Here is a 26,742-nt window from a genome sequence, read left to right as displayed (position 1 = left end):
GCGTGCTTCTCTCTCTACTCGGCCGCATCAGGCGTGGCCAACCCGTGCAGGTTAGCGTAGATACGTGCCGCGAGGGCGTCATTGATGCCTTCCACCTTGGCGATTTCCGCTTCGCCAGCGGCTTTCAGGCCCACTAGGCCGCCGAAATGCTTGAGCAGGCTGGCGCGGCGGCGCGGCCCGATGCCGGGGATATCCTCCAGCTTGCTGGTCATCCGCGCCTTCTGGCGGCGCCCCCTGTGGCCGGTGATGGCGAAGCGATGCGCCTCGTCGCGCACCTGCTGGATGAACTGCAGCGCCGGGCTGGCCGCGCCCGGGCGCAGCTCGCGGCCATCGGGCATCACCAGCGCTTCGTGGCCGGCACGGCGCTCCACGCCCTTGGCCACGCCCACCAGCAGCACGCCTTCCACGCCCAGATCGGCCAGTGCGGCCTGGGCCTGCGACAGCTGGCCGGCGCCACCGTCGATCAGCAGCACGTCCGGCAGCACGCCCTGCTCTTCCACTGCGCGGCGGAAACGGCGGTCGATGGCCTGGCGCATGGCGGCGTAGTCGTCGCCCGGCTCGATGCCGCTGATGTTGAAGCGGCGGTACTGCGCGCGCACCGGGCCGGCGGCGTCGAACACCACGCACGAGGCTACGGTGGCCTCGCCCAGGGTGTGGCTGATATCAAAACACTCGACACGCTTGACCGGCTCGGCCAGGCCCAGCATCTCGCGCAGCGCATCGCTGCGCGCGTGCTGCGCATTGCGGCTGTTGAGTTCGGTGGCCAGGGTCAGCTGCGCGTTGCGGCTGGCCAGTTCCACATAGCCGGCGCGCTCGCCGCGCACGTTCCACTTCAGCTGCACCTTGCGCTCGGCCGAGGCCGACAGCGCGGCGACAAGGAGGTCGGCATCGGGAATCTCGCGATCCAGCAGGATTTCGCGCGGTGGCTCGAATTCGATGTAGTACTGCGAAACGAAGGCCGCCAGCACTTCCTCCGGGCTTTCCTCGCCATTGGTGCGCGGGAAGAACGGGCGGGTACCGAGGTTGCGGCCATCACGGAAGGCCAGCAGCAGCACGCAGGCCTGCGAGCCCTGCATGGCCACGGCCAGCACATCGAGGTCCGCGGCGCGGCCATCCACGTACTGGCGGGTCTGCATGCTGCGCAGCGAGGAGATCAGGTCGCGCAGGCGCGCGGCCTGCTCGAACTCCAGCGCCTCGCTGGCGGCCTGCATCTGCTCGCCCAGTTCGCGGGTCAGCTCGTCACTCTTGCCTTCCAGGAACAGGGCGGCGCGGCGCACCGACTCGGCGTACTCCGGCGCCGGGACCAGCTCCACGCACGGCGCGCTGCAACGCCCGATCTGGTATTGCAGGCACGGCCGCGAGCGGTTGCGGAACACGCTGTCCTCGCAGCTGCGCAGCTTGAACAGCTTGTGCATCAGGTTCAGCGTCTCGCGCACGGCGGTGACGCCGGGATACGGCCCGAAGTAGCGCCCAGGAATGGCACGCGGACCACGATGCAGCGCGATGCGTGGCCAGTCCTCGCGGGTCAGCAGCACATGCGGATAGGTCTTGTCATCGCGCAGCGAGACGTTGTAGCGCGGCGACAGCGACTTGATCAACTGGTTTTCCAGCAGCAACGCCTCGGCTTCCGAGCGCGTCACGGTCACGTCCATGCGCGTGATCTGCGAGATCATCGACATGATCCGCGCGTTCTTCGGGCTGCCGTTGAAATAGCTGCCGACACGGTTGCGCAGCGCGCGCGCCTTGCCCACGTACAGCAGGGTGTCGTCGGCGGCGTACATGCGGTACACGCCAGGGGCGGTGCTGAGCTGGGCCGCGAAGGCCTTGCCGTCGAAGGCCGGGGCGGGAACGTCGGTCATTCGCTGATCGGGACTTCGCTGAGCACGCCGCTGTCGGGGTCGAATCGCAGCACGGCATGGGCGTCAGTCTCGGCGATCCACACCGCACCGGCGCCCACCGCCAATCCGGCCGGGCCATGCAGGCGGCGCGGCAGCGGCTGGGTGGTCAGTTCACCGCCGCCCAGGCGAAGCGTGCGCAGGCGACCGTTGCCGGTATCGGCAATCCACAGCAGCGGAGCGTCCGCGCTCAATGCGATAGCCTGCGGATACTGCAGGCTGGCCTGCGCACGCGGGCCGTCTTCGCTGCCGAAGCGCCAGGGCCCCTGCCCGACCAGCGTCTGCACCAGGTCGCCGCGCAGTTGCAGTGCACGGATCGAGGATCCCAAGGCGTCGGCGACGTACAACACCTGCTGCACCACGGCCAGCGCAGTCGGTTGGGCAAAGGCAGCCAGGTGGCCGCTGCCGTCACGCTCGTCGATGGAACCACTGCCGGCGCGCCATTGCAGGCTGCGCTGGCCCAGGTGGTAGCTCCAGATGCGGTTGTCGCCGGCCATCGCGATGTGCAGCTGGTTGTCGGCGATGGCCAGGCCGACAGGATGGTCCAGCGAGACCTGCCGCGCCTGCGCCACCGGACCTTCCATCGGCGCACCGGGACGTCCGTTGCCACACAGCGTGTCGACGATGCCGGTCAGCAGGTTGATGCGGCGCACCGCATGGTTGCCGGTGTCGGCGACGTACAGCGAATCGCGCTCCAGCACCAGCGCCTGCGGGCGGTGGAACGCCGCTTCGGCCAGGTTGCCGTCCATGAAATCGGCGGTACCGAGGCCGAACTGGCGCAGGATGCGGCCGCCATGGCTGCATTCGAGAATGCGGTGGTGGCCACTGTCGGCGATGTACAGGCGTTCGGTGCTGACCGCCAGGCCCAGCGGGAACCGCAGCGCCTGGCGTGGTTCCGGATGCAGTTCGCTGCCGCCGCGCGGCGGCGCCGAAGGCGCGCCCTGGCACAGCGTGTTCAGGGCGCGCTCCAGTTCACCGGGTGCTCCCTGCCCGACCAGCCGCTGCTGCTCGCGACCCTGCGCGTCCAGCAGCACCACGGTCGGCCAGGCGGTAACGCCGAAGCGGCGCCAGCCATCCCAATCGGCATCGAGCAGTACGGGCATGGCCAGACCCTGGCGGCGCAGCAGCTTCAGTGCGGCACTGGCGTCGCGCTCGAAATCGAAGCGCGGCACCTGCAGCACCAGCGGCTGCAGCTTGCCGGGGTGGCGCGACAGCCATTGGCCGAACTCGGCCAGGCGTTGCGCACTCCAGGCGGAGGCCGCATTGACGAACAGCAGCGCGACCGGCCGGCCGCGCAGTTCGGTCAGGGTGCAAGGGGTGGCATTGAGCCAGGTGGCGAACTCGGGCAGGTCCGGGACGGGCTGGACGTTCATGACCCGATTATGCCGGAGTCGGCGTCATGCAACAGTCGTGCCACCGCACGTTTTGCAGCATCGTCGACCAGCGACCAGACCTGTTCGAAATGATCGCTGCCGCCGGTGTAGGGGTCGGGGATGGCTACCCGCCCCTGAACGCCCGACCAGGGCAGGTACAACGCCAGCCGTTCACGCTGGGCCGCCGACGCCAGGCGCCCGGCATCACGCAGGTTGGCCTCGTCGGCACACAGGATCCAGTCGAAACGGTCGAAATCCACGGCCTGCAGCTGGCGTGCGCGCAGGCCGCCGATGTCCACGCCGTGCCCGGCCGCGCAGGCGATCGCGCGGCGGTCCGGCGGCTCGCCCACGTGCCAGTCGCCGGTGCCAGCCGAATCAACCTGCACCCGCCCGGCCAGCGGCGAGGCATCCAGGCGTGCGCGCAGCGCGCCTTCGGCCATCGGCGAACGGCAGATGTTGCCGAGGCAGACGACCAGCAGCCTCATCGCGGCGCCATCGCCTGCAGCAGCCCCTCGGCGCGCTCCAGGTCCTCGGGCGTGTCGATGCCCGGCGGGAACGGCTCGGGCGAGATCGCCACGCTGATCGGATAGCCCGCTTCCAGCACGCGCAGCTGCTCCAGCGATTCGACCTGCTCCAGCTGGCCCGGCGGCATCGCCGCGAACTGCTGCAGGAAGCCGGCGCGATAGCCGTAGATGCCGATGTGGCGCAACCAGTGGTGGCCGTCCGGCAGCGTGTCGCGGCTGCGTGCGAAGCCGTCGCGGTGCCAGGCGATCGGCGCGCGGCTGAAGTACATCGCCTCGTTGCGCACGTTGCGCACCAGCTTCACCACGTTCGGGTCGAACAGGGTGTGCGCGTCCTCGACGGTCGTGGCGAGAGTCGACATCGTCGCAGTGCCTGCGACCAGCGCATCGGCCACCGCACGGATACCGGCCGCCGGTGCGAACGGTTCGTCGCCCTGCAGGTTGACCACCACCGTGTCATCGGCCCAGCCGGCAATGCGTGCGCATTCGGCCAGGCGATCAGTGCCGGAGGCGTGCGTGGTCGCGGTCATCGCCACCTTCACTTCGGCCAGCCCGGACAGCGCATCGGCAATGCGCTGATCGTCGGTCGCTACCCAGACTTCACGGGCACCGGCCTGCAGCGCGCGGCGCGCCACATGCAGCACCAGCGGCTCGCCGCCCAGCGGGCGCAACGGCTTGCCCGGCAGCCGCGAGGCGGCATAGCGGGCCGGAATGGCGACGACGAATTCAGTCATGCAGGCGGTACTCGGCAGGCTCGTTACAACGGGAATGCGGGCAGCAGCGCGTGAATGCAAGCGCCGCCGCGCCACTCAGTTCGGCCGCAGCTTGTCCAGGCGATCGGTCAGCGCCACCCAGAACGCCGCGGGCAGCTCGGCGCGCAACGGAACCGCGTAGTGCCAGTCGTTGCCGAACGCACGGCATTTCACCGCGTCCTTCTCGGTCATCAATACCGGCAGCTGGCTGCCGAAGGACAGGTCCTGCGGCTGGTAGGCCTGGTGGTCGGCGAACGCATGCGGCACCACGCCGATCCCGCGCGCGCGCAACATGTCGAAGAAGCGCTGGGGATGGGCAATGCCGGCCACCGCATGCACGCGCTGGCCCTTGAAGTACGCCAGCGGGCGAGCGCGGCCACCGGCCAGCGGCTGTGCACTGTCGATGTGCAGCGCCATCGGCCACTGGCCGAAGCCACAGGCCTGCGCTGCGGTTTCCTCATCGGCCTGGCCGAGGTTGACCACCCGGAAATCGCATTCGCTGGCGCGGCTGACCGGCTCGCGCAACGGCCCGGCCGGAATCATCCGGCCATTGCCATAGCGACGCTGCGCATCGACCACTTCGATCTCGATGTCGCGCGCCAGGCGGTAGTGCTGCAGGCCATCGTCGCAGACGATCACATCGCAGCCGGCCTCGATCAGCGCCTTGCCGGCGGCGACACGGTCGCGGTCCACGCGCACCGGCACACCGGTCTTCCAGGCGATCAGCACCGGCTCGTCACCGCCCTTGGCAGTTGGCGTATCGGCCTGCACCCACAGCGGCTTGTCGGCGTCTTCGCGACCATAACCGCGGCTGGCCACGCCCGGCTTCCAGCCGGCCGCGCGCAGGCGCTCGACCAGGGCAATGGTCAGCGGCGTCTTGCCGGTACCACCGGCGGTGATGTTGCCGACCACGATGACCGGCACCGGCAGCGAGTGGCGCTTGCGCAAGCCACGCCGATAGGCGCGCCGGCGCAGCGCGGTGACACCTGCGTACAGCGGCGCCAGCAGGCGCATCGTCCACGGAACGGGGCTGCCGTCGTACCAGTACGCCGGGGTCTGGGTACCCTTGCCGGCCATCAGTCCTGCCTTTCGCGGAACTGCATGCTGTGCAGATGCTGGTAAAGGCCGCCCAGTTCGAGCAGCTCCTTGTGAGTGCCACGTTCAACGATGCGGCCATGGTCCATCACCAGCACCTGGTCGGCATGCTCGATGGTCGACAGGCGGTGCGCGATGACCAGCGTGGTGCGTTCCGGCATCAGGCGCTGCAGCGCATCCTGCACCAGGCGCTCGGATTCGTTGTCCAGCGCCGCAGTGGCTTCGTCGAGGATCAGGATCGGCGCGTCGCGCAGGATCGCGCGGGCAATCGCCAGGCGCTGGCGCTGGCCACCGGACAGCAGCGCGCCATTCTCGCCGACCGGGGTCTGCAGCTGCTGCGGCATGCGTGCGATGAACTCCCAGGCATTGGCCGCTTCGGCCGCCGCACGGATCTGCTCATCGGTCGCCTCCATGCCGTAGGCGATGTTGGCCGCGATGGTGTCATCGAACAGCATCACCTTCTGCCCGACGATCGCCACCTGCCGGCGCAGGTCGGCCAGCGGATAGTCATCCAGGGCCACGCCATCGAGGGTGATGACGCCGCCACTGGGCTCGTAGAAGCGCGGAACCAGCCGGATCAGGCTGGTCTTGCCGCTGCCGGAACGGCCGACGATGGCCGTCACCGTGCCCGGCCTGGCAACGAAACTGATGTCGTCCAGGGCAATGCCGCTGTCTTCGCGGTAGCGCAGCATGACGTGGTCGAACGCCAGTTCGCCGCGCACGCGCTGCACGCGGTGCTGGCCCTCATCACGCTCCACCGGCATGTCGAGGATGCCGAACAGGCGCTCGGCGGCGGAGACGCCGCGCGAAATCGAGGTCTGTACGCTGGTCAGTCGGCGCAGCGAGGGAATGATGGCCATCATCGAGGTCATCAGGCCCATGAACTGGCCGGCATTGAGGCGGCCGGCCAGGGCTTCGCGGGTCGACACCCAGACAATCACCGCCAGCGCCAGTGCGGCCAGGAACTGCACCACGCTGGACGCGGCGGCGCGGGTGACCTCGACCTTCATGTTCAGCGCCAGCATGCGGTTGGCCAGGCGCGAGTAGCGCGAGATCTCATGCTGCTGGGTGCCGTGCACCTTCACTTCCTGCTGCGCGGCCAGCGACTGCTCGGCAGTCTGCGCCATCGTGCCCATGCCGTCCTGGATGCCGCGGCTGATGCGACGGTAGCGCTTGCCCACGTAGGACACGATGCCGCCGATCAGCGGCACCACCAGCAGCATCGCCAGGGTCACCTTGACGCTCATCTGCAGCATCACCGCCAGCATCGCGATGATGGTGAGGGTATCGGCGACCACGGTCTTCAGCGCGTCGGCACTGGCCTGGGTGACCTGTTCCGTATCGAAGTTGAGGCGGCTGACCATTACCGGCGTCGCTTCGGTATCGAAGTGCGACGACGGCAGGTGCAGGTACTTCTGCAGCACCTGCTCACGCAGGTCGCGGACCACACTGCGGCCGGTCTTGGCCAGCGTGTAGTCGCTGACCCAGGTGGCCAGGCTGCGCATCAGGAACAGGCCGAGGATGGTCAGCGGCAGCACCACGGCCGCGCGCGGCTGCGGATCGACGAAACCTTCGTTGACCAGCGGCTCCATCAGCTTGGTGAAGTGGTAGCCGGCGAGGGCTTCGACCACCATGGCGATGACCGCGCCGACCATGAACACCCAGTAGGTGCGGGTGTAGCCCAGCAGACGTTTGTAGATCGGCCACACCGGCGCGTGATGGGAACTCATGGACGCACCTCTGGCGCAGTTGCAATGGCGATACGACGGAAACCGAGCTGACCGAGCGCGTCCTGCGCAGTCACCACGGCCTGGTAGGGAGTACGCGCGTCGGCGCGCAGCAGCACGGGCTGGCTGCGATCACTGCCGGCGACGGCGGCGATGGTCTGCTTGACGGACTCGACATCGCTGCGCAGCACTTCCTGGTCATTGATGAAATAACGACCTTCGGCGTTGATCAGCACGCTGAGCGAACGCGGCGGTTCGTTGTTGGGCTGCTGGCTGGCGGTGGGCAGCTGCACCTGCAACGTCGAGCGCGCATCGAAGGTGGTGGTGACCACGAAGAAGATGATCAGCACCAGGATGACGTCGATCAGCGGGACCAGATCGATATGCGGCTCATCCTGGGATCGGTCATCGCCGATACGCATCGATCAGGCCTTCGCCGCAGCGGCGTTGGCCGGGCGCGCCGACGGGGACGGGTTCATCACCCCCGGGCGGCCGTCGAGCGTATCCAGCAGGGCGCTGGCCTCCTGTTCCATGTCCACCACGTAGCCGTGGATGCGGCCCTTGAAGTAGCGATGGAACATCAGTGCCGGGATGGCCACGATCATGCCGGTGGCGGTGCACACCAGGGCCTTGCCGATGCCACCGGCCAGCTGGTTCACATCACCCACGCCATGGTCGAGGATGCCCAGGAACATCTGGATCATGCCGATCACGGTGCCCAGCAGGCCCAACAGCGGGCCGGCCGAAGCGATGGTGCCCAGCGCGTTGAGGAACCGCTCCATGCGGTGCACCAGGTGACGGCCGGTATCCTCGATGCGCTCGCGGATCTGGTCGCGCGGGCGGTTGCGGGCTTCCAGCGCGGCCGCCAGCAACGCACCCAACGGCGAGTTGGCACGCAGGGTCTGCAGGTGCGCCGGGTCAAGCTTGCCGCGCGCGGCCCAGTTGCGCACTTCCTGGCCGAGGCCGGGCGGCAGCACCTCCGTTCGCCGCAGGGACCAGAAACGCTCCAGGATGATCGCCAAAGCCAGTACGCCCAACAGCAGCAGCGGCACCATCGGCCAGCCACCGGCCTTGACCAGTTCCCACACGTTTCAACCCTCCGGCCCAACGGCCGCTTGTTCGATCGGCGATAGGATAGCAGCCGACCGCGCCCGCCCAGCGGCATCCCACCACCGGGATGCATGGATGCGCTGTTCACGCAGCTGCAGCCCTTGTGCGCCAAGCCATACGCGGATCGCCCCGGACTCCGCAGTGGACACCACCTCGGCGCCCTGCGCCTGCCAGCGCCGGACCACGTCCTTGCGCGGGTGGCCGAAACGGTTCTGGTGGCCGGCCGAGACCAATGCCAGCCGGGCTGACACCGCCGCCACCCAGGGCGCGCTGGAGCTGCCGCCACTGCCATGGTGCGGCACCAGCACCACATCCGCCTTCAGCGCCGCCGCAGACGCCCGCAACAGCGCCTGTTCGGCCGGACGGCCGATGTCCCCCGGCAACAGGACCACGCCATGGGCACCGGCCACGCGCAGCACGCAGCTGTCTTCGTTTTCGGCCCGCTGGCTGCCGGCATCCGGGTGCAGCACCTGGAAATCGACGCCATCCCAGTGCCAGCGCAGGCCGCGCTGGCAACGGCCGGCCCCGGCGATCGTACTTCCCGGCGGCGCCAGCAATGGCAGCCCCGGCAGCTGAAGACGCAGGCTCGGCAGGTTGCCGGCATGATCGAGATCGTCGTGGCTGAGCAGCACCCGCTCGGGCGGCGCCTGGCCCAGGGCCCGCAGTGACGGAACCAGGATCCGCTCGCTGCCCTCGCCCCCGTTCGGCGGCCCCACGTCATACCAGAGGGCATGCCGCGCAGTACGCAGCAACACCGCCGTGCCCTGGCCGACGTCATGCACCAGCAGCTCCAGCTCCCCCTCGGCCGGGCGCTCACGCGCCGGCCACAGCAGCGGCAGGCACAGCAGCAGGCCAGCCAGCCCGCCCCCGGCACCCCGTGGCAGCAGCCACCAGAACACCCCCAGCAGCGCCGCCGGCACTGCCCAGGCCGGCGCCTCGGCCAACCACCACATCGCCTGCGGGTGCGCCGCCAGTGGCTGCAGGGCCTGCCAGCTGATCTCGAACAGCCACGCCGCCGCGCGCCACGCCCAGCACCCAGCACCTTCGTGCAGCGCCTGCAGGGCGGTGCCCAGCAGCGACAGGGGCACCACCAGCAATGTCCACCACGGGATGACCGGCAGGTTCACCAGCGGCCCCAGCCAGGCGGTGCCACCGAACAAGGCGATGCCCAGCGGCAACAGGCCGACGCTGGCCACCCCTTGTGCGGCCAGGAACCCGCGCAGGTTGGCGGCCACCCCGCGCGGACGTCCTGCGGCAAGCACCACACCAGCCACAGTACGCCGCCGAAGCTGAGCCAGAAGCCCGCTGACAGCACCGACAGGGGCGCCGGCAGCAGCAGCGCCAGCGCCGCCAGCGCAAGCCCCTGCACGAGACCGAGCGGGCGCCGCCCGCTGCGCGCCAGGGCCACCAGCCCGATCATCAGTGCCGTGCGCACGGTCGGCAACTCACCACCGGCCAGCACCGCATAGCCCGCTGCGGACAGGGCCGCGGCGCAGGCTGCCGCCTGTGGACGTGGCCAATGCCGGGCCAGCAGGGGGCACAGCCACCACAGTCCTCGGCACAGCATCGCCCCCAGCCCCGCCACCACCCCGACATGAAATCCGGAAATGGCCACCAGATGGGTCAGCCCCAGCGCCCGCAGCTGATCCCAATCGGTGTCGGACAGGCCACGCGTGTCGCCCAGGGCGAGCGCCTGCACGAAGCGTGCGGCCGGATGGGCCACTTGCATCGCGATGGCGGCGCTGGTGCGCTCACGCCATGCCGGCAGGCCATGTCCGGCCTGCAGCTCACGCGCACTGGCCGGCACCCTCACCGTTCCAGTGCCGGTTACGCCACGCAGCAGCGCATGACGCTCACTGTCAAAACCCCCGGGATTGATCCGCGAGCGAGGGGCCCGCACACGCAGCGCCAGCTGCCACTGCGCACCGGCCAGGACCTGCCTGCGCCGCCCCTCGGCAGCGGCGCTGGGCCTGCCTTGCCAGCCGTCGTTCCAGGTGACCTGCAGGCGCTTGCCGCGCAGCGATGGCAGTTCGCGGCTCTCGCTGACCTGCAGCAGGAAGCGGGTGTGCGCGGCCCGATGATCCGGCAGATCGATGACCCGGCCGCTGACCACTACATCCCGAGCCGGTTGGCCCGGTGGCAGCTGGTCCTGCATTGCCCAGTACCCGTGCATCGACGTCCATCCGGCACCGAGCAGCATGACCGCCGGCAGGCGCCCCCGCCATCGCAGGCCCCACCCTGCCATGCCAAGCACGATCATTACCGTGCAGACCCACAGCGGCGGCAGCTGCGACAGCTGCACGCAGCCCAACGCCCCCAGTGTCAGCGCCCCAGCGGTGCCACTGCCCAGCAAGGGAGACGGGGAACGCTCGATGGCCATGAGGCCAGCCTGCCGCTGCCGACGGCAGGTTGCCTATCGGGACTTGCCCCGCAAACGCGTCAGCGCCGGGCGCTGCCGCGATGGAAATTGACCCGGAAGCTTGCGCCGCCGCCCGCGGCCTCACCGACACTGACCGAGCCGCCATGGTGCTGCACGATCTCCTTCACCAGGTGGAGGCCAAGGCCACTGCCGCTGCCCGCCGCGCGCAGGCGATGGAACGGCTCGAAGATCGCCTCGCGGTCGCCTACTGGAATGCCCGCGCCCTGGTCGCTGACTTCCAGCAACCCGCGCGTGTCCAACCGCACACAGATGGTGCCACGGCCACCACCATGCACGATCGCGTTGTGTACCAGATTGGCAATCACCCGCCCCAGCGCCAGGCTGTCACCGTGGATCCACACCGGCGCTTCCGGCGCGTCCACTTCGAATCCATAGCCGGCGCCCACCACCAACGGCGCCAGGTCCGCGGCTGCCTCACGCACCAGCAGGGCCAGGTCCAGCCGCTGCAATGCGCCGACATTGCGGTCAAGCCGCTGCAGATCAAGCAGGTGCTCGGCAACATTGCCCAGCCGCGCCACGTCGGTCAGCAACTGCGATTTCAGCTCGCCCTGCGGCAGCTGCGACAGGCGCGCCTGCACCACGGCGATCGGCACGCGCAGCTCGTGCGCTGCGTCGGCAAGGAACTTGTCGCGCGCGGCGTAGCCCTGCTGCACCTTGTCGATGGCATCGTTGAACGCTTCCACCAGCGGCGCCACTTCCGTGGAGACCAGCCGCGCATCCAGCCGCGCACCGGGCTGGCCGATGTCCAGCTCCTTGGCCTGCTGCGCGGAACGGCGCACACCGCGCATGGCACGGTGGATCACGGTCGGCATCACCAGCAGGGTGACCACGATCAGTGGCAGGAAGAACCACAGGCCGATCAGGCGCAACACCATCAGCGCACCGTCCAGCAGCCCGCCCTTGGGTGCTCCACCGACCATCACGGTGATGCGGCGCCCATCCTCGTTGCGGATCATCACCCGCGCCACGTCCAGGTAGGGCGGTACCAGCGAACCCAGCTCGGTGGCACCCACGGTCGGCAGCCGCGCGAGCATCGGCGCGTGGATCGCGGGGATGGTGCCGCGCTCGAGCCACATACCCTTGTCATCCACCGCGGCGAACCAGAGATTTCCCCCGGCGTTGGCATCGAGCTTGTCCCAGCGCGCCTGGTCCAGCACCAGGCGGCCGTCTTCGCTGTGCACCGCCTTGGCCACCGCCTCGGCAACGAACATGTCCATGCCCCAGGAGTCCTTGTCACCCCAGGTCAGGATCAGCGCGACCACCGCGAACAGTACGGTGAAGGCCTGCGCCAGGAACAGGCGCCAGGCCAGGCCAAGGGTGATCGAACGGATCGGACGGGCCATCTCAGGCCTCCGCCAGCAGGTAGCCGACGCCCCGTATCACGTGGATCTCGACGCCGGCACCGGCCTGCTGCAGTGCCTTGCGCAGCTTGGAGATGTGCGCGTCGAGCGCATTGGACTGGATCTCATCGTCGAAACCGTACACCGCAGCCTCCAACGCACTGCGGGTGACCGTGCGCCCCTGCCGCATCGCCAATGCCTGCAGCACCAGTACCTGCCGACGTGGCAGCGCCAGAGGCTGGCCCTCCACCTGCGCCTGCAGCGATTCGAAATCGAACTCGAGCCGCCCCAGCCGCAGGCTCGGTGTCACCATCGCCGAAGGCCTGCGCGATACCGCGCGGATGCGCGCCATCAGTTCCTCGATCGCCACCGGCTTGACCAGATAGTCATCGGCACCGACGTCCAGGCCTTCGACCTTGTCCGACAGCGTGCCCTTGGCGGTCAGCATGATCACCGCCAGGTTCGGCCGCAGCGCACGCGCCGTCGCGACGAATCCGGCGCCATCGCCATCGGGCAGCTGGCGATCGAGCAGCAGCAGCTGGTGCACCGGTTCGCGCAACGCGAGCGCGGCCTCGGCCAGGCTGCCGACCACGTCGGCGACCACGCCCTGCCGCTCCAGGCCCGATTGCAGGGCGCGGGACAGATCAGGATCGTCTTCGACCAGGAGGATGCGCATCAGGAACTCGTCTGCCGGAAACGCTGCCGATCATAGTGCCTGGCGCCAGGGTTTTGCGCCCATGCGTGCCGATCACGCGGGCGCAATGTTCTGACAATGTTGCCCCCTCACCATGCGCAGCCATCCTCCGCAACGTGGCTGATCGATGCCGTCGCTGTCCCCGACCCTGCTGCGCCCGCTGCTGTTCACCGCTGCCCTCGGCGTGCCGTTGCTCGCCCACGCTGCCGAGCAGAACCCGGGCGTACAGGCCGGCATCAGCGCTGGCGCGACCTCCGGTGCGTACGCGCACTACGACGTCAAACCGCTGGTGGTACCGGCCATTGCCTGGCAGGGCGAGCGCTTCTTCGCCAGCCCCGGCTCGCTGGGCATGTACCTCTACAAGGGCCAGGGACTGCGCCTGTCGGCGGCGGTCACGCCCTACACGCTGCGCTTCAAGACCGACGACGTGAACGATGCTCAGCTGCGCCGCCTGCACAGCCGGCAGATGTCGGCCATGGCCGGCATCAACGGCGAGTACGGCGCCGACTGGGGCATGGTCGAGGCCAGCGTGATGCGCGAAGTGACCGGCCATGGCGGCGGTTTCGAGTCGCGCCTGCATTACAGCTACCCGATCCAGGCGGGTCGCTTCACCTGGGTGCCGCGGGCGGGCGTGGTGCACTCCAGTGCACGGCTGCTCGACTACTACTACGGCATCAGCGATGAAGAAGCCCTGCGCTCGGGCCTTGCCGCCTACCGCCCCGGCAGCACCACGTCACCGAGCCTGCAGATCGCGGTCAGCACGCCACTGGGCACCAAATGGCGCGCCACCGGCGTGGTGGCCAACCAGTGGTTCGGTGATGCAGTGAAGGACAGCCCGATGGCACGACGTGGCACGCAGACGTCGGCCTTCGTTTCCCTGATGCGCTCGTTCTGAGCGAGCGCCCCCTACGGACAAGGACCCCCATGGCCTCCGTCTCCTCCGCCACCGAAGCCCACGCGATCCTGCGCGCGCCCGACCTGGACAGCGCCGAGCGCGTCTATCTGGGACTGATGCCCGACCTTGAACATGTGAATGCACTGGCACGCCGTGCAGTGGGCCTGTCACGCGTTGCCGACGCGGCACGCGGCTATGCGTTGTCGATGACCCTGGTTGGACTGCGCCTGCAGGAACTGGAGATGGGCGAGCCGACGGCCAGGGAACACCGCCAGGCAACCCTGCGCAGCCTGCGCCAGGCCTTCAGCGCCTGACGGCACATGCACGGACACTGCCGCCGCACCCTTGCCGCGGCACCCGTATTCACTGCATCAGCAGCCAAGCCCACGCGGTAGCGTCGCTCAGCGCAGCGTGGTCCACGCCAGCAGCGCGCACAGGATCGCCACCCAGATCACTGCCTTGAACGTGCCTTCCAGCATGTTGCCGCCGAACAGGCGTTCCAGGAACGGATTGGGCCTGGACACCGGGACGTGATCGCTCATGCGGCAGCTCGTTGAAGTGACGGCGCGGTTGCGCAGTAGCGCCGAGTCTACGCCTGCGCGTCCCGGATTCATCGCCGCCTGCCCGCCTTTGGCGGCGCAATCCCCGTCTTCGTCGCAGGCCGGCTGCGGTGCCCGGCCGGCCATGCCAGCCTGCACGCACTTTCCCGCTGGAGCACCGTGCCATGCCGATGCTTGCCCTGGTCCTGCTGTTCTCCAGCCTGTTCGGCGACGGCAGCGGGCCCACCGAGGATGCCCTGCGCAGCCAGATCCTGCGCACCGAAGGACCGCAGGACACGCATGAAGCGCTGCCCCTGCAGCTCTATCACCTGCGCCAGGACCGCGTGCTGCGCCTGGGCAGCCAGCAACTGGCAGGCGACCATGGCGGCAGCCCGCATGCTGCGCTGGCCCGGGCAGGTGTAGCGCAGCTGTGGGAACGCGTCGATGGCCACTGGCGGATCCAGCGTTCGATCACCATCACCCACTGATTTCACGCCACTGAACCTGCAGGAATGTGGCTTCGCGGGAACGCCGGGGTCCTGCCCCTGGAAAGAAAAAAAGCCGGCCCCAGGGCCGGCTTTCATCGTTTCCACCGCTTCACCGGCAACGCCGGGAACAGGTGGTGGGCGGTACAGGGTTCGAACCTGTGACCCCTACCATGTCAAGGTAGTGCTCTACCGCTGAGCTAACCGCCCATCTTGTTCTTGCCGCCCGAAGGCTGGCCTTGTTACGTAAAAACCCGGCGCCAGGGCCGGGCTTTGCAGTTCACGAGAGCCCTTTTGCGAGGACTTCGTGGTGGGCGGTACAGGGTTCGAACCTGTGACCCCTACCATGTCAAGGTAGTGCTCTACCGCTGAGCTAACCGCCCGTTTTGCTTCTGCATTTCCGCGATTGCGTCGGTGCAGGCCGCGTATATTACGGATGCCGGCAGGGAAGCGCAACACTTTTGTGAAGATGATGCTGCACTGCCGCGTTCAGCCCAGGCTGGCTTCCTTCAGCTGGCGGATCTGGTCACGCACGCGCGCGGCATCCTCGAATTCCAGATCCTTGGCGTGCTGGTACATCTGCTGTTCCAGCGCCTTGAGACGGACAGCCAGCTGCGCCGGCGACAGCGAACGATAGTCGGTCGCCTCTTCGGCCACGCCCGCCCGGCCCTTGCCCTTGCCCTTCTTGGCTTCCTTCTCCGCGGCATCCGAACGCGCGCCCTCGAGGACGTCGACGATCGGGCGCGCCACCGAACGCGGCACGATGCCATGTTCTTCGTTGTACTCGACCTGCTTGGCGCGGCGGCGGTCGGTTTCATCGATCGCCGCCTGCATCGAACGGGTGATCCGGTCGGCATACAGGATCGCCTTGCCGCGCACGTTGCGGGCGGCGCGGCCGATGGTCTGGATCAGCGAGCCGGTGGAGCGCAGGAAGCCTTCCTTGTCGGCGTCCAGGATCGCCACCAGCGATACCTCGGGCATGTCCAGGCCTTCGCGCAGCAGGTTGATGCCGACCAGCACGTCGAACTTGCCCAGGCGCAGGTCGCGGATGATCTCCACACGCTCGACAGTGTCCACGTCCGAGTGCAGGTAACGCACGCGGATGCCATGCTCGGTGAGGTATTCAGTGAGGTTTTCAGCCATGCGCTTGGTCAGCGTGGTGACCAGCACGCGGTCGCCCGCCTTGATGCGCGCGTTGGCCTCGCTCATCAGGTCGTCGACCTGGGTACCCACCGGCCGGATCTCCACCACCGGGTCGATCAGGCCGGTCGGGCGCACCACCAGTTCGGTGATCTCGTCTCCGGCCTCGCGGTATTCATACGGACCCGGCGTGGCCGACACGTAGATGCTGCGCGGGCAACGCTCCTCCCATTCCTCGAAACGCAGCGGACGATTGTCCAGCGCGGACGGCAGGCGGAAGCCGAACTCGACCAGGGTTTCCTTGCGCGAGCGATCGCCCTTGAACATGGCGCCGATCTGCGGAATGGTCACATGCGATTCGTCGATGACCAGCAGCGCATCGGCCGGCAGGTAGTCGAACAGGGTCGGCGGCGGCTCGCCGGCGGCCTTGCCGGTCAGGTGCCGGGAGTAGTTCTCGATGCCGTTGCAGTAACCGACCTCGGCCATCATCTCCAGGTCGAACTGGGTGCGCTGCGCCAAACGCTGCGCCTCCACCAGCTTGTTCTGCGCGTACAGCTGCTCCAGCCACTCCTTCAGCTCCACCTTGATCGTCTCGATCGCCGCCAGCACGCGTTCGCGCGTGGTCGCATAGTGGGTCTTCGGATACACGGTGAAGCGCTGCATGTTGCGCAGCGTCTCGCCGGTCAGCGGATCGAACAGGGTGATCTTCTCGACCTCGCCATCGAACAGCTCGAGGCGCAGCGCTTCACTGTCCGACTCGGCCGGGAACACGTCGATCACTTCACCGCGCACGCGGAAGGTGCCGCGCTGCAGTTCGTACTCATTGCGCGTGTACTGCAGCTGGGTCAGGTGGTTGATCAGGTCGCGCTGGTCGATGCGCTCGCCCTTGGACAGGATCAGGCGCAGCGACAGGTAGTCTTCCGGCGCGCCCAGGCCATAGATCGCCGACACCGTCGCCACCACGATCGCGTCCGGGCGCGACAGCAGGGTCTTGGTCGCGGCCAGCCGCATCTGCTCGATATGTTCATTGATCGAACTGTCCTTCTCGATGAAGGTGTCCGACGACGGCACGTAGGCTTCCGGCTGGTAGTAGTCGTAATAGCTGACGAAATACTCCACCGCGTTGTGCGGGAAGAACGCCTTGAATTCGCCATACAGCTGCGCCGCCAGCGTCTTGTTCGGCGCCATGATCAGCGTCGGCTTCTGAATGTTCTGGATGACGTTGGCGATGGTGTAGGTCTTGCCCGAGCCGGTCACGCCCAGCAGGGTCTGCTTGGCGATGCCGGCCTCGAAGTTGCTGGTCAGCTTCGCGATGGCATCGGGCTGGTCGCCCGCCGGCGAATACGGCGAGACAAGTTCAAAACTGTCGCTCATGGTGTTGCCAGTTCCCGGGAAGGATGAGTATACGGGGCGAGGGGTGACGGCTGGCTGAGGGGTGGCCGGGCAGCCCGCCACGGGAATTCCCGATGGCGGCCGCGCAGCCGGGCGCGGAGGCTGGATGCATGCACCCGACCCATGCCCCCTGCCCCCTCGGCCCCCGCTCTGCGCGGGGCGTGCACCTGACCGAACTGCTGGTGGTCATCGCCGTGCTGGCGGTGCTGCTGGCGGCGTCCTGGCCGGCGCTGCAGCCTTTGCTGCTGCGGCAACGCGCCGATGCACTACAACTGACCCTGCACGCCAGCCTGGCCGGCGCGCGCAGCGAGGCATTGCGCAGACGCGAGCTGATCGGCCTCTGCGCCAGTATCGACGGCCTGCACTGCAGCGACGACTGGAGCGCCGGCTGGATCATCTACCGCAGTGGCGACCAGCGCGGGGAGCCAACGTCGCCGGAGGCGATCCTGAACCATCACACCGGGCGCTCGGACATATCGATCCTTGCCCAGGCCAGCAGCGGGCGGCCCCAGCTGTTCTTCCAGGCAGACGGACGCAGCCCAGGGGCCAACCTGACCCTGCGCATCTGCGCGGGCAACGGGCTGCACGGTGCGTTGATCGTCAACAATGGCGGCCGCGTGCGGAGTGAACGCGTGGACCGCGATACGCCCTGCTGACTGCCTGCGCAGAAAAGCAAAAGCCGCGATTTCTCGCGGCTTTTGCAGTGTCTGGCGCCCGAAGTTGGACTCGAACCAACGACCCCCTGATTAACAGTCAAGTGCTCTAACCGGCTGAGCTATTCGGGCGGGGAGGCGCATTGTACTGGTCGATTACAGGAAGATCAACACCTGTTTCACCAGCAGCTGGCAACGCCACCGTCGGCCGTCTTGCGGTTGGCCTGGTCCACGCTCATCGTGCCGCAGCTGTCCTTGGCCTGCGTGCCCTGCGGGGTGGCGGTGATGGTGAAGCTGGTGCCATCCCCCTTGTAGTCCAGGTTGTAGCGCACGGTACCGCCATCACGGGGCGACACCTTGGTCGGCAGCGCGTAGCCGGTGTAGGAGTTGTTGCTGGTGTGGTAGCGCTCGGCGCGCTGTGCGTACTCAGCCAGGTCCGCCTTCACCACGGCACGATGCGATCGGCGCACGTATTCCTGATAGGACGGAATGGCGATCGCCGCCAGGATGCCGATGACGATCACCACGATCATCAATTCGATCAGCGTAAAGCCAGCCGCGCGGCGAGGCATGTGAGTGTGCAGCATGAGCGTGGATCCTCGCACTGGGGTTACTGGAGCTGGCGCCAGGACTGGCGACCGCAAGGGTAAGGCAGATACAGCGACTGGCTGCCCGCCGCGCCGACGGCCATCCAGCAGGAGCTGCCTCCGGGCGGCGCCTTGTTGTCCGTCGGACGCGGCAGCACCGACAGCGAAACGTCACGGACCGGCGCAGTTCCTCCGGTCTTCAACGCGATGGCGGCGGTCGCTGCCCCGGGCCGGCTGCCGGTCGGCGAGCCATAGCGCACGTTCTCCAACATCGGCAAGCCGCTGATCGACGACAGCCCGAACAGCCAGTTCGAACCGCTGGTCGAACAGCCCACCGACTGCATGTTGGGCACGTAGGTCGGCATGAAGACGATGCCACTGACCAGGATCGGGTTGCCCACCGCACGCTCGCCATTGCCGGCAGGCAGCTGGATCATCCAGCCCCGGGCATTTGCCGGGGCCGTCCCCGCCGTGATCTTGCGTTCATCAACGCCTGCAGTGGCGGCCGCGGCCGTGTACGGGACCAGGTTGGCAGCGGTCACCGTCGAGGTCACTGTCTTCCCCGACAGATCGTTCACGGCGTACAGCGCCTGCTGCGCCTTGTCATCCTTGTCGCTGGTGAAGGAGAAGCTGCCGGTGCCGAAATAGAGCATCACGCCGCCCGAAGGACCGGTGGCAGCAGTCATGCCACCGGTGATCGGCTGGCGGTAGGTCTTGGTGGAGGAGTCCTGGGCAACCTGGCTGGTGAACATCGGCACGGTCAGCGTGGTGTTCGCACTGCTGGTCAGGTCGAACTTCCACACGGCGCCACGCTGATCGGCGGCATAGACGGTGTCGGCCAGTCCATCACGGCCGCGCGCATCCTGGTTGGTACCGGTCCAGCGATCGACAACCACAACATTGCCCAGTCCGTTGCTCCCGGAGATGCCGGCGCCTGACGTACCCTCGACGGCTTCGATCATCCGGATGTCGCCACTGGCCATGTCGACCACGAACAGCACCGCCTTGCCATTGGCGCTGCCGTACCCATTGCCGAAGATCGCCTTCCAGGCGACGCCGGTGCCGCTCTTCACCGGCACGATCACCGGCTTGCCCAGCACGAATCCGATGTTGTTGCGCACCTCGTCCCTCAGCGACGCGTTGATGTCGCTGATTTCCCACAGCACGTTGCCGGTGCCGAAGCTGCCCGGCGTGGTGACGTCCAGCGCGAACACCGAACGGCCACCTGCACCCGTGGTGCCTACCAGGCTGGTCTGCCACGCGGTGCCGTTGTAGGTATCGGCCACGGCAATCGGGCCATCGACGTAATAGCGGTGGCGGAAGGTCTGGTCGGCCGTATCGGACTTGTAGGGGAACAGCAGGTTGGCCATGTGCCCCAGCGCGGTGGCCGGGATGTAGGCAAAGCTCTCCGTGCCGCCGGTGCCGTCCTGCTTGGCATCGGCCTTCATGCCGCCATCGAAGGCGTGCAGCATGCCGTCATTGGCACCGACATAGACCATGTACCGCTGGGACTTGGCCTTGGTCGCCAGGTAGTCGGTGTAGCTCTTGGCGTAGGTGCCGCCGAGCTGGCGGTACCCGTAGTCGTCCAGCGGCGAGCTGACCACCGGCGCCGAATTGACGATGTCACCCAGCGGCGTGGTCCGGTCACGATACTTGCCGCCGTTGCGGACCTCGGTGGAGCTGTCGGCACTGAGATAGTTGATGGCACTGGCCAGATCGGCCTTGATCGTCGTCAGCTTGTCGGTGGAGCAGACCAGCATCGACGCGTACTTGCCGTCGGGTTTGCTGCACAGATCCTGCAGGCTGATACGGGCACTGTTGAAGTCCACCGGCGAACCCAGCTTGTTGGCCACGATCCGGCGGCCGGACGACGTCAGGCGGCTGGAGGCTTCCCACACCTCGGTGAGCTCCGCGACCTGGTCGGCGTTGACCTTGACGCTGGCCGCAGTCAGCTTGCTCGACCAGTCGGTGCCGCTGTTGGTGATGTCATAGCGTGGGGTGACCGCCAGTGAGCCGGTGCCGATGCGCGCACCACTGATACCGATCGTGCCTGAAGGCGACGCACCACCACTGATCGAGGACAGCACCCGACGCATGGCCTCGGTGACGTCCGCCGGGGTCTGCGCGTTGATGAATTCGCCACGGCTGTTGACGGCCGCATGCCACAGCTCATCGATGACGGTACCGTCATCGACGTCCAGCGGATTGCCATTGCCGGCCCAGTTCGGCGCCGTCTTGTACGGATCGGCGGTTGCGGCCTGGTTGACGCCGTAGATCTTGCCCTGCGCGCCCAGGGTCACGCCGTAGAAGTTCATGTGCAGGTCGGTCTGGCAGTCCAGGCGCTTCCAGTCCGGGCTGCTCTTGTCCAGGGAGCTGCACTTGTCACTGACCGGCACCTGCCCCGCCGGGAAGCTGGTCCCGGTGCGCAGGGGGGTCCGGGCGCCTGCATAAGCCGCCGCGGCGATGTCGGCGATGGTATTGCTGTAGCCGTCGGAGAACGGAATGGACGGCAGGTGGGTCGAGTTCACCGAGTCGGCGTCACCGAAGGACGCGCTCGGTGCATTGCCGGAGTTGGTGTAGCCATCGGTGAACAGCATGCCGCCATTACGCTGGCAGGCCAGCTGCACGGGGGCATCGGCGTCGGTACGACGGAACTGGTCGACCAGATACTCCACCGCGCGACGGTTGGGCGTGCCGCCGTTGGCCGTCAGCGCATAAATCTGCTTGTAGAGGTCAGCTCGGTTGGTGACCATGTCATACATGGTCGCGTTGCTGAGCTTGTTGATGGTGAAGTAGCCCACCCGCATCGTATCCACGCTCACCAGGGCGGCGGTCGACGAACCGACGATGGCCAGCACGCGGTTGCGGTGATACTGGAACCAGTTGGCGAAATTCTGGATCGCGGCGTTGTAGGCGGCCGGACTCGAGTAATTGCCCGGCTTGATCTGGTAGCGACGCAGGTTGCAGCCCGGACCACAGGCACCGGTAATCACCGGGCGACTGGCGTCGTCGGTCTTGTATCCGTCCGGTGCAGGCGCTGCAGCCGGCAGGTAGAAGGTCGCCGGAAAATAACTGATGGAGTATGTGGTATTGCCGGTGTTGCTGATCGCGGCGGTCTTCCATCCACCATCCCACCAGCTGTCGACATAGTATTCATTGCCGGTACCGGAAAGGTCGGGAATCCGCATACCGTTGACGAACTGGAACTTTTCCGACGTGTCGGCCCGATTGACGGTCATGTTGTACACGGCGTTGTAGCCGCGCTGGCCGGACCGGGGATCGGCGCGGGTCTGGGTGATGGAGGCATCTGCCCACAGCGTGCCATCGGCATTGGTCCACGGCCGATAGGTCACTGCCGGGTTGAAGTAACTGGCGTTGTAGACATGCGAACGCGCGAAGCCGTAGATATCCAGCGGCGGAATGGCGCGGCCTGGCGAGTATTCCTTGTTGAACTCCGCGTGCGGATACAGGTAGAGGTAACAGTCCACCGAGTTGCTGGCGCACGCCGAGCCCACGCTGAAGAAGCTTCCATCGTTGTTGAAGAAGCTGTTGGTGTTGCTGTTCCAGCGCATGCGGCCGTCACCACCGGGGAACATGCGTTCGAAGTTCATCGAACCCGAATCGTCCACCGCCATGATGAACGCCGGTGTCGCGCGCGTCTGCACGTTCATCGGCTCCTGTGCCAGCACGCCCTGCGCCTGTGCGGCAAACAAGGTATGCGCCAGATAGCCGCCAGCGGCCAAGACGGCAAGGCCAACGCCTGCCAGGATCCTGCGGTTGCGAGTGTTCATGGGCTCCCCACCCTCACAGCTTGAATACGGTATCGATCGCCGCACGCGACGTCGCATCACTGGTGGTATCACCGGCATAGGTCGTGATCTGGTAGACCGGCGTCGGCTTCTCCACCGACTTGCCCATGTCCAGCGCACCCTCCCCCTGGATGCAGCCCTGGATCTCACGGACATAGATGGCCGGCTTGCTGCCCAGCTTGGTTTTCGCGACCCAGGCCGAGGGGTCGAAGCCGTCATCGCACTGCTGGTTGATGTCGGAGGAGGCCACGGCCGGATTGGCGCCGGCATCCTTGCGGTTGGCGATGTTCTCCACGGCGTTCTCGGCGCTGCGTGCCGCGCCTTCCGCGTTCTGGAGCGCCATGTTGGTCGCCCGGTAGCCGGCCGCCATGCGTTCCTGCATGCCGGCCACCTGCATGCCGATCACGCCCAGCAGGGCCAGCAGCACCAGCATGATCAGCGCGACATAGAGAACGGCACCCTGCTGTCGTGCCTGGGCAACGAAGGGACGGCGTCGGGAGGAAGGATGAGTGCGCATGGTCGTCAGTTCCCGAACAAGCGGTTGCGCAGCGCAACGGACGCTTCATAGGCGCCACGATGGCGCTGGTCGTAAGGATCGGCCGGGGCAAAGCCCACCCCGAGGATGGCCGGATACGTGGCCGCACTGCCCGGCGCTTCGGCCGACGCACGCTGCGGACTGCGCGCCAGCAGGCCGACCTGCACCATGCCGACGCGGCGCCACTGCCCTGCGGCGGTGGCATCGGTACCGGTACTGACCGCACTGGCCACGCGCTGGTCGACGATGCGACCGGTCGGCGGCGTGGGCAGGGCGATATCCGGGGTGGCATCCAGTCCGTACAGGAACTGCATGTTCTCGATGCCTTCCACCAGCTCCTCGCCATCGGCGTAGCCGCCGGCGCCATTCGCGCGTGCCCGGTAAAGCGCCGGCTCGCCATTGGGATTGGTCGCGATGTAGTACGCCATGCCATCGGCGCGATACAGCATGGTCATCGCGTTGTTGATCGAATAGTTGCTCAGGTCGACCTTGTCCACCTTCAAGGTCGAACCGCTGATGGTGGCGGGGAAGACGTCGGCACGGGTGCAGTCGGCTATGCCGAAGACTGTCGGCGTACCTGCGGCGTTGGCCTTCAGTCGGGCCATGCCATCACTGGAGACGGTCAGCGTGGTCGCACCCGCGGCCACGGAGATGCCGGTCACCACGGCCCCTTCCGGACTCATCAGGCGCAGCACAAGGATGTCGCTGCCAGGCAACGGCGCCGGCTTGAGGTTGGTGATGCTCTTCGGTACCGACTGCGCCGCGCTCCACGCACGGCCCAGTGTCAGCGTGGCGCCCGGCGCCGTACCTGCTGCCTCATACCCCTGCACCGGAACCGAGAAATCCTGCGGGTCGCCACTGCCCGAGCTGATGCCCAGGTGATAGCCGATATCGCCGGTGTTCTTGACCACGTGGGCCTGGTCGTTGACGCAGCCGAAGTGGCCGGCCATGCGCAGGTCACGCTGCAGGAAATCCAGCGCGAAGCGCGCGTTCTCCTGGGTACGGGCCGCGCCTTCGGACAGCCGCGACGCCGCACGCGAGGCGATGAAGATCTGGGTGACGCCCAGCATCAGGACCAGGCCGATGACCATGGCGATCATCAGTTCGATCAGCGACAGGCCTCGGGCTCGCGAAATTGGACTCATGGGCGCGTTCACAGGAAGGTCGTCAGGCCGAAGGTGGTAAGGCTGTCGGGATCCTTCGGATCCCAGCGCTGGTCACCCCAGCTGATTGCCACGGTGACCTGGCCGGTGCTCTGCACGAAGGTCACCTGCGCGCTGGCCTTCTCGCCCAGCGTGCGCGCGACCTCACACTGCCAGCGCGCCACGTTCGTCTTCGGCGTCACGGCAGCGCCGGTCGGCCAGGCGCAGACGCCGCTGGGCTTCACCGAGCCGGCCGAGAACGAGGCCGAGGAGTAGGCGCCACCGGCCAGGGTATCGGTGCGCTGGGCGCGCATCAGTTCGATCAGGTCGTTGGCCAGGTTGGTCGCCTGGGTGCGGTAGTTTGCGCTCTGCACGAAGCGGACGTTGGTGGTCTGCAGCAAGGCAAAGCCCAGCAGCCCGAACGCCAGGATCAGCACCGCCACCATCACTTCGATCAGGCTGAAGCCACCCTGCGACGAGCGCGGGCGGGCCAGGTTGCGGCGGCTCATGAGCAGGCTCCCTTGGTCACCCGGACCTGGCCGGATTGGTTGATCGTCAACGTGCTTTTCGATTCACCGGCCTTGCACGCATCCGGCGACAGCACCAGGGTCTGATCAGCGACCGCCCTGCGCCGGCCGCGCCCGTCGAAGGCGATGACCGCGCCCGGTGGGCCGACTACGCTCAGCTGCGGATTGCCCTGAGAAAAGCGCAGCGCGACGTCATTGCTGCCCATCTGGCCGTCGCCATCCAGGTCCGACCAGGCCAGTACACCCTTGGACCAGTCGCCATCACAGGCCTTGCCATCGGCGCTGCCACAGACACCGCCACCGTTGCTGTTGCGGATGCCTTCGCTGCGGGCCAGGTTGGCCAGCGCGATCAGTTCATTGTTGGCGGTCGCCAGCCGGTTCGAGCGGATCATCCCGCGGAAGCTCGGATAGGCGATCGACGCCAGGATCACGAAGACGGCCAGCGTGACCATCAGTTCAACCAGCGTGAAACCGTTTTGCCGGCGCAAAGACATTGGACGCTCCCCAGCGTGTTGGTGGCCACGATGGGCCATCGCCCCGCCACCGGCAAGCGGCGGCAGGATGAACGGTCAATCCGGGGCGACGGGCGTCAAAGGCTTGACGACCCGCCCTCCCCTGCCAGTGCCGGCGCGATCCCCATCGCGCCGGCCCGGGTTCAGGCCAGCACCTGGTAGCAGGGCTGGTATTCGCCGGAGATCTTCATCCGGCGCTGCTCGACGAAGGCGCGCAGCAGCGCATCCAGCGCCTGCATCATGTCCGGGTCCCCGTGGATCTGGAACGGCCCGAACTGCTCGATGCGGCGCATGCCGTCCTCCTTCACGTTGCCGGCCACGATGCCCGAGAACGCCCGGCGAAGGTCGGCCGCCAGCGCGTGCGGCGCACGCCCGTGGTGCAGGTCCAGCGCGGCCATCGCCTCGTGGGTCGGCACGAACGGCTGCTGGTACTCCCACGGGATCTCGATCGACCAGTTGAAGAAGAACGAGTCCTTCTGCGCCAGGCGGTGCTCGCGCACGCGCTTGATGCCGTTGGCCATCTTCTTGGCCACCGCGACCGGGTCACCGATGATGATCTCGTAGCGCTCGGCAGCCTCATCACCCAGGGTCAGGCGGATGAAGCGGTCGATCTGCTCGAAGTACGGCGCCGCCACGGTCGGGCCTGTAAGGATCAGCGGGAACGGTAGGTCCTTGTTCTCCTCGCGCAGCAGGATGCCGAGCAGGTACAGGATCTCTTCGGCAGTGCCGACGCCACCGGCGAACACGATGATGCCGTGGCCGATGCGGACGAAGGCCTCAAGGCGCTTCTCGATGTCCGGCATGATCACCAGGTGGTTGACGATCGGGTTCGGCGACTCGGCCGCGATGATGCCCGGCTCGGTGAGGCCGATGTAGCGCGTCACGGTACGGCGCTGCTTGGCATGGGCGATGGTGGCGCCCTTCATCGGGCCCTTCATCGCACCCGGACCGCAGCCGGTGCAGATGTCCAGGCCGCGCAGGCCCAGCTCGTAACCCACCTGCTTGGTGTACAGGTACTCGTCGCGCGAGATCGAATGGCCGCCCCAGCACACCACCAGGTTCGGATCGCCCGGGTTGAGGATGCGCGCATTGCGCAGCAGGCCGAACACCGCGTTGGTGATGCCCTCGGACGACTCCAGCTCGGCCGCGTAGGCCGGGCCCATCTCGATGGCCATGTAGGCCAGGTCGCGCACGACGGCGAACAGCAGTTCGGCGACACCGCGGATGATCTCGCCGTCGACGAAGGCCATCGCCGGTGCGTTGACCAGGTCGATGCGCACGCCGCGATCCTGCTGCGCCACCTGGATGTCGAAATCAGGGTAGAGGTCGCGCGCCGCGCGCGGATCGTCCGAAGCGCTGCCGCTGGTCAGCACAGCCAGCGCGCAGCGGCGCAGCAGCTCATGCATGCCGCCGGCGGAGGCATCGCGCAGGCGTGCGACCTCGGCCCGCGACAGCACATCCAGCCCACCGCGCGGGTAGATCCGCGCATCCTGCACCGGCAGTGCACGGGCTGATTTTTCGTTCGTGGTCATATCCAATTTTTCGCTTCCTTCAAGGTTTCCGACTGTACTGCCGCCCC

At 67.4% G+C, this 26,742-nt stretch carries 23 protein-coding genes, 3 tRNA genes and 1 pseudogene; 4 read left to right on the top strand and 23 right to left on the bottom strand.

Annotated elements, in window-relative coordinates:
• Nucleotides 1-14: 14 nt before the first annotated feature.
• The 11 genes and pseudogenes from uvrC to ACT6SE_RS06580 all read right to left on the bottom strand — a co-directional run bounded on the left by uvrC (nucleotide 15) and on the right by ACT6SE_RS06580 (nucleotide 12,929).
• Entirely contained in the window at nucleotides 15-1,859 is a 1,845-nt protein-coding gene (uvrC, locus tag ACT6SE_RS06630; protein WP_014646611.1) for an excinuclease ABC subunit UvrC, read from the bottom strand.
• Entirely contained in the window at nucleotides 1,856-3,268 is a 1,413-nt protein-coding gene (locus ACT6SE_RS06625; RefSeq protein ID WP_014646610.1) for a hypothetical protein, read from the bottom strand. Before ACT6SE_RS06625 ends, uvrC begins: the two co-directional genes overlap by 4 nt.
• Nucleotides 3,265-3,753 carry a low molecular weight protein-tyrosine-phosphatase gene (locus ACT6SE_RS06620; RefSeq protein WP_014646609.1) on the bottom strand — a complete coding sequence of 163 codons (489 nt, stop codon included), beginning with the start codon at nucleotides 3,751-3,753 and terminating at the stop codon, nucleotides 3,265-3,267. Before ACT6SE_RS06620 ends, ACT6SE_RS06625 begins: the two co-directional genes overlap by 4 nt.
• Nucleotides 3,750-4,523 carry a 3-deoxy-manno-octulosonate cytidylyltransferase gene (gene kdsB / locus ACT6SE_RS06615; protein ID WP_014646608.1) on the bottom strand — a complete coding sequence of 258 codons (774 nt, stop codon included), beginning with the start codon at nucleotides 4,521-4,523 and terminating at the stop codon, nucleotides 3,750-3,752. Before kdsB ends, ACT6SE_RS06620 begins: the two co-directional genes overlap by 4 nt.
• Before the next feature lie 75 nt (nucleotides 4,524-4,598).
• Entirely contained in the window at nucleotides 4,599-5,618 is a 1,020-nt protein-coding gene (lpxK, locus tag ACT6SE_RS06610; protein WP_046429826.1) for a tetraacyldisaccharide 4'-kinase, read from the bottom strand.
• A complete protein-coding gene (gene msbA / locus ACT6SE_RS06605) occupies nucleotides 5,618-7,366 on the bottom strand; it encodes a lipid A export permease/ATP-binding protein MsbA (protein WP_014646606.1) in 1,749 nt (582 codons plus the stop codon). Before msbA ends, lpxK begins: the two co-directional genes overlap by 1 nt.
• Nucleotides 7,363-7,785, bottom strand: a complete 423-nt coding sequence (locus ACT6SE_RS06600; RefSeq protein WP_046429824.1) for an ExbD/TolR family protein — start codon at nucleotides 7,783-7,785, stop codon at nucleotides 7,363-7,365. Before ACT6SE_RS06600 ends, msbA begins: the two co-directional genes overlap by 4 nt.
• Nucleotides 7,786-7,788: 3 nt before the next feature.
• On the bottom strand, nucleotides 7,789-8,451 hold the full coding sequence (locus tag ACT6SE_RS06595; protein ID WP_046429823.1) for a MotA/TolQ/ExbB proton channel family protein: 663 nt from the start codon (nucleotides 8,449-8,451) through the stop codon (nucleotides 7,789-7,791).
• Nucleotides 8,345-10,853 (bottom strand): annotated as a pseudogene (locus ACT6SE_RS06590) (DNA internalization-related competence protein ComEC/Rec2); the annotation flags it as partial. The gene ACT6SE_RS06595 and the pseudogene ACT6SE_RS06590, both read right to left, overlap by 107 nt.
• 59 nt (nucleotides 10,854-10,912) lie before the next feature.
• The gene (locus tag ACT6SE_RS06585; RefSeq protein WP_014646603.1) at nucleotides 10,913-12,256 is read right to left on the bottom strand and encodes a sensor histidine kinase; all 1,344 of its coding nucleotides are present in this window, start codon (nucleotides 12,254-12,256) and stop codon (nucleotides 10,913-10,915) included.
• A gap of 1 nt (nucleotide 12,257) precedes the next feature.
• On the bottom strand, nucleotides 12,258-12,929 hold the full coding sequence (locus ACT6SE_RS06580; protein WP_005415973.1) for a response regulator transcription factor: 672 nt from the start codon (nucleotides 12,927-12,929) through the stop codon (nucleotides 12,258-12,260).
• Nucleotides 12,930-13,074: 145 nt separating this feature from the next.
• Between ACT6SE_RS06580 and ACT6SE_RS06575 the strand changes: the two genes are divergently transcribed.
• Together ACT6SE_RS06575 and ACT6SE_RS06570 are read left to right on the top strand one after the other, a co-directional pair.
• The gene (locus ACT6SE_RS06575) at nucleotides 13,075-13,842 is read left to right on the top strand and encodes a MipA/OmpV family protein (protein WP_046429818.1); all 768 of its coding nucleotides are present in this window, start codon (nucleotides 13,075-13,077) and stop codon (nucleotides 13,840-13,842) included.
• A gap of 29 nt (nucleotides 13,843-13,871) precedes the next feature.
• Nucleotides 13,872-14,156 (top strand): hypothetical protein, encoded by a 285-nt coding sequence (locus ACT6SE_RS06570; RefSeq protein WP_014646601.1) that lies wholly within the window; start codon nucleotides 13,872-13,874, stop codon nucleotides 14,154-14,156.
• An 87-nt stretch (nucleotides 14,157-14,243) separates the two neighbouring features.
• Here the strand turns inward: ACT6SE_RS06570 and ACT6SE_RS06565 are convergent, their stop codons facing one another.
• Entirely contained in the window at nucleotides 14,244-14,384 is a 141-nt protein-coding gene (locus ACT6SE_RS06565) for a hypothetical protein (RefSeq protein ID WP_162838510.1), read from the bottom strand.
• A 182-nt stretch (nucleotides 14,385-14,566) separates the two neighbouring features.
• Here ACT6SE_RS06565 and ACT6SE_RS06560 point away from each other — a divergent pair, with 182 nt between their 5' ends.
• Nucleotides 14,567-14,869 carry a hypothetical protein gene (locus tag ACT6SE_RS06560; protein WP_046429817.1) on the top strand — a complete coding sequence of 101 codons (303 nt, stop codon included), beginning with the start codon at nucleotides 14,567-14,569 and terminating at the stop codon, nucleotides 14,867-14,869.
• 132 nt (nucleotides 14,870-15,001) lie between these two features.
• Here ACT6SE_RS06560 and ACT6SE_RS06555 read toward each other — a convergent pair.
• From ACT6SE_RS06555 to uvrB, 3 genes are all read right to left on the bottom strand, one after another.
• Nucleotides 15,002-15,076 (bottom strand) — tRNA-Val (locus tag ACT6SE_RS06555).
• A 98-nt stretch (nucleotides 15,077-15,174) separates the two neighbouring features.
• Nucleotides 15,175-15,249 (bottom strand) — tRNA-Val (locus ACT6SE_RS06550).
• A gap of 106 nt (nucleotides 15,250-15,355) precedes the next feature.
• The gene (gene uvrB / locus ACT6SE_RS06545; protein WP_046429815.1) at nucleotides 15,356-17,380 is read right to left on the bottom strand and encodes an excinuclease ABC subunit UvrB; all 2,025 of its coding nucleotides are present in this window, start codon (nucleotides 17,378-17,380) and stop codon (nucleotides 15,356-15,358) included.
• Nucleotides 17,381-17,508: 128 nt separating this feature from the next.
• Here uvrB and ACT6SE_RS06540 point away from each other — a divergent pair, with 128 nt between their 5' ends.
• Complete coding sequence (locus tag ACT6SE_RS06540) at nucleotides 17,509-18,054, top strand: GspH/FimT family pseudopilin (RefSeq protein ID WP_046429819.1); 546 nt, start codon at nucleotides 17,509-17,511, stop codon at nucleotides 18,052-18,054.
• Nucleotides 18,055-18,106: 52 nt separating this feature from the next.
• Here ACT6SE_RS06540 and ACT6SE_RS06535 read toward each other — a convergent pair.
• From ACT6SE_RS06535 to ppnN, 8 genes are all read right to left on the bottom strand, one after another.
• Nucleotides 18,107-18,183: transfer RNA gene (locus tag ACT6SE_RS06535), tRNA-Asn, on the bottom strand.
• A gap of 47 nt (nucleotides 18,184-18,230) precedes the next feature.
• Entirely contained in the window at nucleotides 18,231-18,638 is a 408-nt protein-coding gene (locus ACT6SE_RS06530) for a type IV pilin protein (RefSeq protein WP_014646597.1), read from the bottom strand.
• A 23-nt stretch (nucleotides 18,639-18,661) separates the two neighbouring features.
• Nucleotides 18,662-22,429, bottom strand: a complete 3,768-nt coding sequence (locus ACT6SE_RS06525) for a pilus assembly protein (RefSeq protein ID WP_049407951.1) — start codon at nucleotides 22,427-22,429, stop codon at nucleotides 18,662-18,664.
• 13 nt (nucleotides 22,430-22,442) lie between these two features.
• On the bottom strand, nucleotides 22,443-22,964 hold the full coding sequence (locus tag ACT6SE_RS06520; protein ID WP_046429812.1) for a pilus assembly PilX family protein: 522 nt from the start codon (nucleotides 22,962-22,964) through the stop codon (nucleotides 22,443-22,445).
• Nucleotides 22,965-22,969: 5 nt separating this feature from the next.
• Nucleotides 22,970-24,127: a PilW family protein gene (locus tag ACT6SE_RS06515; protein WP_046429811.1), complete on the bottom strand. Its 1,158-nt coding sequence runs from the start codon at nucleotides 24,125-24,127 to the stop codon at nucleotides 22,970-22,972.
• Nucleotides 24,128-24,135: 8 nt separating this feature from the next.
• Nucleotides 24,136-24,633 (bottom strand): type IV pilus modification protein PilV, encoded by a 498-nt coding sequence (pilV, locus tag ACT6SE_RS06510; protein ID WP_046429810.1) that lies wholly within the window; start codon nucleotides 24,631-24,633, stop codon nucleotides 24,136-24,138.
• Entirely contained in the window at nucleotides 24,630-25,145 is a 516-nt protein-coding gene (locus tag ACT6SE_RS06505; protein WP_041863227.1) for a pilus assembly FimT family protein, read from the bottom strand. Before ACT6SE_RS06505 ends, pilV begins: the two co-directional genes overlap by 4 nt.
• A 161-nt stretch (nucleotides 25,146-25,306) precedes the next feature.
• Nucleotides 25,307-26,695, bottom strand: coding sequence for a nucleotide 5'-monophosphate nucleosidase PpnN (gene ppnN, locus ACT6SE_RS06500; RefSeq protein WP_014036604.1), 1,389 nt, complete (start codon nucleotides 26,693-26,695; stop codon nucleotides 25,307-25,309).
• Nucleotides 26,696-26,742: the final 47 nt, after the last annotated feature.

It is taken from the genome of Stenotrophomonas sp. LC732 (genome assembly GCF_052446685.1).
GTDB classification, from domain to species: Bacteria; Pseudomonadota; Gammaproteobacteria; order Xanthomonadales; family Xanthomonadaceae; genus Stenotrophomonas; species Stenotrophomonas muris.
The sequence above is the reverse complement of the archived record's forward strand: the minus strand, read 5'-3'. Positions and strand labels throughout refer to the sequence as shown.

What these genes read in the sequence shown, in the direction of transcription:
- ACT6SE_RS06505 (WP_041863227.1), bottom strand. Translation starts at nt 25,145, where the DNA reads ATGTCTTTGCGCCGGCAAAACGGTTTCACGCTGGTTGAACTGATGGTC.
- ACT6SE_RS06565 (WP_162838510.1), bottom strand. Translation starts at nt 14,384, where the DNA reads ATGAGCGATCACGTCCCGGTGTCCAGGCCCAATCCGTTCCTGGAACGC.
- ACT6SE_RS06530 (WP_014646597.1), bottom strand. Translation starts at nt 18,638, where the DNA reads ATGCTGCACACTCACATGCCTCGCCGCGCGGCTGGCTTTACGCTGATC.
- ppnN (WP_014036604.1), bottom strand. Translation starts at nt 26,695, where the DNA reads ATGACCACGAACGAAAAATCAGCCCGTGCACTGCCGGTGCAGGATGCG.
- ACT6SE_RS06570 (WP_014646601.1), top strand. Translation starts at nt 13,872, where the DNA reads ATGGCCTCCGTCTCCTCCGCCACCGAAGCCCACGCGATCCTGCGCGCG.
- uvrB (WP_046429815.1), bottom strand. Translation starts at nt 17,380, where the DNA reads ATGAGCGACAGTTTTGAACTTGTCTCGCCGTATTCGCCGGCGGGCGAC.
- ACT6SE_RS06600 (WP_046429824.1), bottom strand. Translation starts at nt 7,785, where the DNA reads ATGCGTATCGGCGATGACCGATCCCAGGATGAGCCGCATATCGATCTG.
- ACT6SE_RS06515 (WP_046429811.1), bottom strand. Translation starts at nt 24,127, where the DNA reads ATGAGTCCAATTTCGCGAGCCCGAGGCCTGTCGCTGATCGAACTGATG.
- lpxK (WP_046429826.1), bottom strand. Translation starts at nt 5,618, where the DNA reads ATGGCCGGCAAGGGTACCCAGACCCCGGCGTACTGGTACGACGGCAGC.
- msbA (WP_014646606.1), bottom strand. Translation starts at nt 7,366, where the DNA reads ATGAGTTCCCATCACGCGCCGGTGTGGCCGATCTACAAACGTCTGCTG.
- ACT6SE_RS06620 (WP_014646609.1), bottom strand. Translation starts at nt 3,753, where the DNA reads ATGAGGCTGCTGGTCGTCTGCCTCGGCAACATCTGCCGTTCGCCGATG.
- ACT6SE_RS06585 (WP_014646603.1), bottom strand. Translation starts at nt 12,256, where the DNA reads ATGGCCCGTCCGATCCGTTCGATCACCCTTGGCCTGGCCTGGCGCCTG.
- ACT6SE_RS06520 (WP_046429812.1), bottom strand. Translation starts at nt 22,964, where the DNA reads ATGCGCACTCATCCTTCCTCCCGACGCCGTCCCTTCGTTGCCCAGGCA.
- pilV (WP_046429810.1), bottom strand. Translation starts at nt 24,633, where the DNA reads ATGAGCCGCCGCAACCTGGCCCGCCCGCGCTCGTCGCAGGGTGGCTTC.
- uvrC (WP_014646611.1), bottom strand. Translation starts at nt 1,859, where the DNA reads ATGACCGACGTTCCCGCCCCGGCCTTCGACGGCAAGGCCTTCGCGGCC.
- ACT6SE_RS06580 (WP_005415973.1), bottom strand. Translation starts at nt 12,929, where the DNA reads ATGCGCATCCTCCTGGTCGAAGACGATCCTGATCTGTCCCGCGCCCTG.
- ACT6SE_RS06525 (WP_049407951.1), bottom strand. Translation starts at nt 22,429, where the DNA reads ATGAACACTCGCAACCGCAGGATCCTGGCAGGCGTTGGCCTTGCCGTC.
- ACT6SE_RS06560 (WP_046429817.1), top strand. Translation starts at nt 14,567, where the DNA reads ATGCCGATGCTTGCCCTGGTCCTGCTGTTCTCCAGCCTGTTCGGCGAC.
- ACT6SE_RS06540 (WP_046429819.1), top strand. Translation starts at nt 17,509, where the DNA reads ATGCACCCGACCCATGCCCCCTGCCCCCTCGGCCCCCGCTCTGCGCGG.
- ACT6SE_RS06625 (WP_014646610.1), bottom strand. Translation starts at nt 3,268, where the DNA reads ATGAACGTCCAGCCCGTCCCGGACCTGCCCGAGTTCGCCACCTGGCTC.
- kdsB (WP_014646608.1), bottom strand. Translation starts at nt 4,523, where the DNA reads ATGACTGAATTCGTCGTCGCCATTCCGGCCCGCTATGCCGCCTCGCGG.
- ACT6SE_RS06575 (WP_046429818.1), top strand. Translation starts at nt 13,075, where the DNA reads ATGCCGTCGCTGTCCCCGACCCTGCTGCGCCCGCTGCTGTTCACCGCT.